Origin of the sequence: Flavobacterium muglaense (assembly GCF_014305155.1) — a bacterium.
GTDB classification, from domain to species: Bacteria; Bacteroidota; Bacteroidia; order Flavobacteriales; family Flavobacteriaceae; genus Flavobacterium; species Flavobacterium muglaense.
Window position 1 is genome coordinate 1 of sequence record NZ_JACRUK010000088.1, and the last position, 5,823, is coordinate 5,823.

At 34.2% G+C, this 5,823-nt stretch carries 6 protein-coding genes; 1 reads left to right on the forward strand and 5 read right to left on the reverse strand.

All coding sequences use genetic code 11. From position 1 onward, the window contains the following. Positions 1–562 precede the first annotated feature (562 nt). Positions 563–1,111 (forward strand): acyl-CoA thioesterase, encoded by a 549-nt coding sequence (locus H8R24_RS17550; protein WP_187021704.1) that lies wholly within the window; start codon positions 563–565, stop codon positions 1,109–1,111. Between the two features lie 258 nt (positions 1,112–1,369). On the opposite strand, the gene H8R24_RS17555 is transcribed toward H8R24_RS17550, so the two are convergent. The 5 genes from H8R24_RS17555 to H8R24_RS17570 form a co-directional block, all read right to left on the reverse strand. After that, positions 1,370–2,674, reverse strand: a complete 1,305-nt coding sequence (locus H8R24_RS17555; RefSeq protein WP_187021702.1) for a M28 family peptidase — start codon at positions 2,672–2,674, stop codon at positions 1,370–1,372. Between the two features lie 327 nt (positions 2,675–3,001). Next, a complete protein-coding gene (locus H8R24_RS18245; protein ID WP_225877620.1) occupies positions 3,002–3,199 on the reverse strand; it encodes a hypothetical protein in 198 nt (65 codons plus the stop codon). Positions 3,200–3,471: 272 nt separating this feature from the next. Continuing rightward, positions 3,472–3,600, reverse strand: coding sequence for a hypothetical protein (locus H8R24_RS18340; RefSeq protein ID WP_262891109.1), 129 nt, complete (start codon positions 3,598–3,600; stop codon positions 3,472–3,474). Beyond that, positions 3,600–4,355: a toxin-antitoxin system YwqK family antitoxin gene (locus H8R24_RS17565; protein ID WP_187021697.1), complete on the reverse strand. Its 756-nt coding sequence runs from the start codon at positions 4,353–4,355 to the stop codon at positions 3,600–3,602. The genes H8R24_RS18340 and H8R24_RS17565 overlap by 1 nt, the downstream gene beginning before the upstream one ends. A 391-nt stretch (positions 4,356–4,746) precedes the next feature. Further along, positions 4,747–5,739, reverse strand: a complete 993-nt coding sequence (locus H8R24_RS17570; RefSeq protein ID WP_187021694.1) for a hypothetical protein — start codon at positions 5,737–5,739, stop codon at positions 4,747–4,749. Positions 5,740–5,823: the final 84 nt, after the last annotated feature.

The window sequence follows — 5,823 nt, forward strand, 5'->3', positions numbered from 1 at the left end:
TCTATGTGAAAAGTAAAGCCCTATCAACCTCTTTTTTAAAGACAATAACGGCTATGTTTCTATGTGGTAAGAAAAAAATAGACAGAACAATAATTATTTCAACATAACTGATCTATGTGAAAAGTAAAACACTATCAACCTCTTTTTTAAAGACAATAACGGCTATGTTTCTATGTGGTAAGAAAAAATTACAAATAACATAGAACAATCATTGTTTAATCATAACTAATCTATGTGAAAAGTAAAACACTATCAACCTCTTTTTTAAAGACAATAACGGCTATGTCTCTATGTGGTAAGAAAAAAATAGACAGAACAATAATTATTTCAACATAACTGATCTATGTGAAAAGTAAAGCCCTATCAACCTCTTTTTTAAAGACAATAACGGCTATGTTTCTATGTGGTAAGATAAAATTACGTTCCTATTTCCTAAAAGCATTTGCAACTTTTAAAACAAAAAAACACAAATCCGTTTAATTCATCATACTCGGCCAGTTTATCAAAATTAAAATTTATTTTTGGTAGTTCACAAATACTATTATTTTCAAAACACGTCAATATGCACACCACTTTCAAAACAGTCAGCTCATCGCACATCACGATATCCGAATTAATGTTGCCATCACACACCAATTTTAGTGGAAAAATTCATGGTGGATACATTTTATCACTTATGGACCAGATTGCCTTTGCTTGCGGTTCTAAATTTTGCGGAAATTATTGCGTGACCGCTTCGGTGGATACCGTGAATTTCCTAATGCCTATTGAAGTAGGTGAATTAGTAACTATGAAAGCGAGTGTGAACTACGTAGGGAATAGTTCCATGATTGTGGGCATACGTGTCGAATCAGAAAATATTCAAACAGGAAATGTAAACCATTGCAATTCCTCTTATTTTACGATGGTTTCTAAAGATAGTACCGGAAAAAATGCCGCTGTTCCTGGACTTATTTTAACCAATTTAAAAGAAGTGAGTCGTTTTCAAAATGCCTTGAAGCAAATTTCGTTACGAAAGGAAAGAGAAGCACATCAAAGTATCGCTACTTTTGGATCGATTGAGTCTATTGTCAGCTCGAATAAATACAAAGTACAAGTCGAACTTAGTTAAGCTGTTTATTAAGTTACAATGAGGCTAGATGGAAATAAATTAGCCCACAGATAGAACGGATTAAACGGGTTTTCACTGATTAATCACAACTCAAATTAGCAAATAAAAACCATTAAGAAATTAAGTTTTATTAAGTCTCACTGCTTAATTTTCTTAATCCCTTAATGGTTCAAATAATTGGCGTTATGAATGTTTACTCATTCAACAAAAAATAATTGGCGAATTTGCGGTAAATCCAACTAACACGCTCTAAAATGTTTACTTCAACTTTGCTGTATCTACTCTCGTAGGTGTGTCTTTTCCGCTGATGATTGTAGACGAGCTAATTGCAATTGCTTTGATAATCTCGGTCATGTTATTCATATCAAGCGTACCTATTTCGTCACTTGCTTTGTGGTAATTGGGTTCGTTATCCATTTTTGAAGTCGAAATCGTATGCGCAGGCACCCCCAATCGTGCCAAAGTAGCGTTGTCTGATCTGTAGAACAATTGTTGCTCAGGGTACGGATCTGGGTGGAATTTAAACTGTGAACCTTCTAGGTTTTTCTGCAAAATTTCTCCCATACTTGATTTGTCAAAACCAGTAATATAAGCCGAGTTCCTACCCCACTTTGATTCGGTTCCTATCATTTCAAGGTTGAACATCGCCATCACTTGTTCAGGATCTAGTTGTTTCGAAAAGTATTTTGCACCATAACCACCCAATTCCTCTGCAACAAAGGCAGTAAAGATAATCGAGCGCTCGTTGTTATTCATTTTCTTAAAATAATCTGCCAGTAAAATCACTGCCGTAGTTCCAGCAGCATCATCATTAGCACCATTATAGATCGAATCTTTGGCATCGTGCGGTTGTCCTTCTTCAGGTGAACCTATACCCAGGTGATCATAATGACCCGAAAAAATCACATATTCATTAGGCTTGCTTTTCCCTTTCAACAGCCCAACCACATTATTCAATTTTGATGTAGTAATAGTGTTGGTAGCCTCAATTGTAAAATGGTTTGCTTCGACAGGGCCAAAAACAAAAACCACTGTGTTTTTCCCTGGATTTGCCGCCATTTGGTTCATGTGCATCATGTTACCCAAAGCTCTTTTAAATGAATTATCCACTAAAACCAGTAAGTTCTTATCACTCTGATAATACTCATAAAACTTAGGTCCAAAAGCGTCACCCGCTCTAATATTTACCACTGCAATAGGACTGCTTTCTGTAAAGGAAACCTCAGCTTGATATGAAAACGAAATCATAGATCCCGAGTCAATTTTTTTTCCGTCAATAGTAACCTCAAGACCCGTTCTTTTCGCTTCGGTCATCGAAAATTCTTGTCGGTAATCTTTTGCACCATTAAAAGTTTGCAATCCAATTTTCTTGAATTCCGACTCAATATAAGCCGAAGCCTTGTCAATTCCCGGTGTAAAAGCCCTACGCCCTTGCATATCATCTGCCGCAAGAACCGTTTCGACCGCGGTAACCTTGTTCACCGTAATTATTTTATCAATCGACTGTGCTTGCGCCATCAATCCTGAGCAAAGTACAAGGCCGCTTAAAACAATTTTTTTCATATCTATATTTTTAAATTACAATCCATTTTACAATAAGAGTGCTCTTTTGAGATTCTGTTACACTAAAAACCAAAAAATAACACAACCTCCCAATAAAGTGCAACCACCCCGTTTACCTTAGGAGCACAACTACTCTTCTATTCAAGTACGTCCCTCCTGCTGTACGCTGTATCTCTACGCTGCGCTACGAGGATGCCGCTTCCATCAGGGCTATGGAGTACAACTCATTTTCATAATACCGTTCTATTGCATGGCCTTCACAATCCAGGAAGTAACCTCAAACTGGACATCCAGCATCAAGGTCAAAACGTTATGAATCATGAGCGTTTATAAGTTGGCCCACGAAACCTTAAAATTAAGAATAAACAAACTTACAAATGCTAGCATTACAACAGGAAATAATGACAATAAAATGGTGTGATTTATTTCTTCATTAAAAAGATAAGTACTCCACGAACTTTCTCTCTCTACAAAAATGGTGTAATCCCAAAACATCCAAACAGAAGCTAATACCAAAAATTCCATTGGTACCTTGATATACTTATTTTTTATAAAAAAAAAGGCTTGGAATAGCAGCGCTATGAAAAAACTGGTTAGCAACGATAGGATACAAGCGTCAAAGAAAAAACTGCAATCTACACAACCACTCGACACCTTACTTGATAATGTTCCCATTGCCCAATAAATCTGAAAAAATGTAGCAAAAAAATGATTACTGCAACCAATAATAGTCGTTGCAGCGTTTTGATTAATTCAAGCTTAAACCGTTTTTTCATTTAAATTATTATAGTTAACTATTATGCAGCATTTGGGTTTAGCCAGTCATCGCATTGCATTCCGGTGCTAATGGCTTTTATGGTAAAAAGTATCTCAGTACCTTTAAAAACAGCATTTAAAGACCAAAATGAAACAGTAACGTTTACCATTATTTATTTAGGTATTTCTCGTATTCTTCTTTAGAAACTTTTACGCCAAGCAAAAAATAACTTTCAAAAAGTATTGAACCGTCAGGCTTGTACATGTGTGCTAAACCATGCCTTTGACCTTTTTGATACGTCGCATCCATGTTTTTTTTCCCCATACTGTAAATGGTGCCTAATCCATCTTGTACATCATCTACATAATTGTTTTCGGAAACAATTACACCATTATAAAAAGTAGTTGATAAGCCATTTCGTTTGTCATCCTTGTAATAGGTCTGGGTAAGAATTTGACCATTGCTATAAGTAATAGACAGTCCCTCTTTTTTACCCTTTTTATATTCGGATTTAGAGCTCATCTTTCCGTTACTGTACATCTCACTTAGCCCGTCTTTTTTGCCATCTTTATACTCTTCTCTCAGCCAAGGCTTGCCGTCACTGTCAAAATTTTCTTTTAAACCGTTTCGCACTCCATTTTTATAAGAGAGTTTGCATTCTAGATCCCCATTATTTGTGTACCAAAATGCATCCCCAGATATTAACCCTTTTTTAATATCATATAAAGCAAAACTAGTATTATCTAAAGGAATTTTATATTTACCCTCCAAAAGTTTATTGTTTAAACTAAGCGCTAGTTTAGTACTATCGGCTGAATAGTTTTTTTGTAAATATTTCCATTCTATTTCTTCAGGTAGCTGTGCGTATAGTGATGATAAGGACATCATCAATAAAAAAACAGAGAATTGTTTGATTGTTTTCATACTATTAGTTCTTTTTTTTTTTTTTAAAGTTTGCTTTATCAATCAAATTTTAGATTCGTTGTCTTATTCGATCAATTTTAAACCAAATCAAAATTAGGGATAAATTCGCTCAAACCGCAATAAATTGGCTACTAAATAAGTTTACTAAATCTAAAAATGATTTTTACACCTGTCTTGCCTTATGACCACAAGATAGGATTCGTGCAGTAGCAGGGCGCAGCTAAATACTAGGGCTAATCGACCGGAGGTAAATGCACCATACGGTTTCAAGCCATTACAATCCACATAGTTTGTCATTCCGTAGGAATCTCATTTGAGGTGATTGGTTTGTGTGAGACGCTTTCAACGAGACAAACTTGGGGTGCTACGTTTATTTCCCATGATTTGCATGCTATTCTTCCTTTTCAAAAATATGCAATTGATTGCCCGTATCTAAAACATAAATTTTGTTATTAGCATATTGTATGTCTTTGAAATTATTGAAATTGTCTGTTTCCAAAAGGTTTATTGATTCTTGCCAATCAATATTGTAGGTTTTTCGGTTAAAAACACCCACAATGTTTGTAGCAAATGTATAACCACCTATGAAATAAATAAAATCGTTGGTGTAAACAGCTTGTTTAAACGTAATATCTGTAGGCGGTTCGGGCATATTGGGTAATCTTCCTAAGCCGTAGGCATTGCCGGTATAAAAACTTTTGCACTGCTGTACTTGTTGTGTTAGGATGTCTATCTCATAATAAAACAGTTTGTTGAGCATTATTATTTTCCCTGTTTCTTGTTCTAAAAATAAATCTCTAAAATCCCACAGTTGAAAACCATTAACATCTACTAAACCCTCAAATGGTAAGATTTCGTATAGAATAGTACCATTATTTGTATCTATACTTATTAACCTGTCTCCTGCTAGCCATACCAATAAATGATTTTCATAAACGCCTAAAATTGCTGTTATGTTGGCTTCTTGTTCTTCATTGTTTATTAAATATCTTCTTCCTGATAGATTGGTTTCCCATTCGAATTCGCCTGTCTCTCTGTTTGTTGAACTTATACAATTTGATTTAGAGTATCCTACTAATTTATTATTGTAAACTAAATAACTCTGAAGAGATACAGTCGTCTTAATAATTACTGGTTCCAATAAATTATTGGCATTAATTATTTTTTGTATTCCATTTTCAAAAGTTAAGATATAATCTCTATTAATACTATTTAAACCTAAATTATATGAAACTTTATTTAACTTTTTAGATTTTAAATCAATATAATAATTTTCCCATTTTGCATCCTTTATCCATAAAATTAATTCATGATTTGAAAGTAACATAAGACTAGGATTACAATTATAAACATCTTCATTTATAAGAAGTTTTCCGTCTTTCACTAGAATTAAATTATAGAGGTGTAAAGATAAATTCTTATCTTTCGTGAAAGAATTTTATTATGGAATCATTCAAAGGAGAAAGTA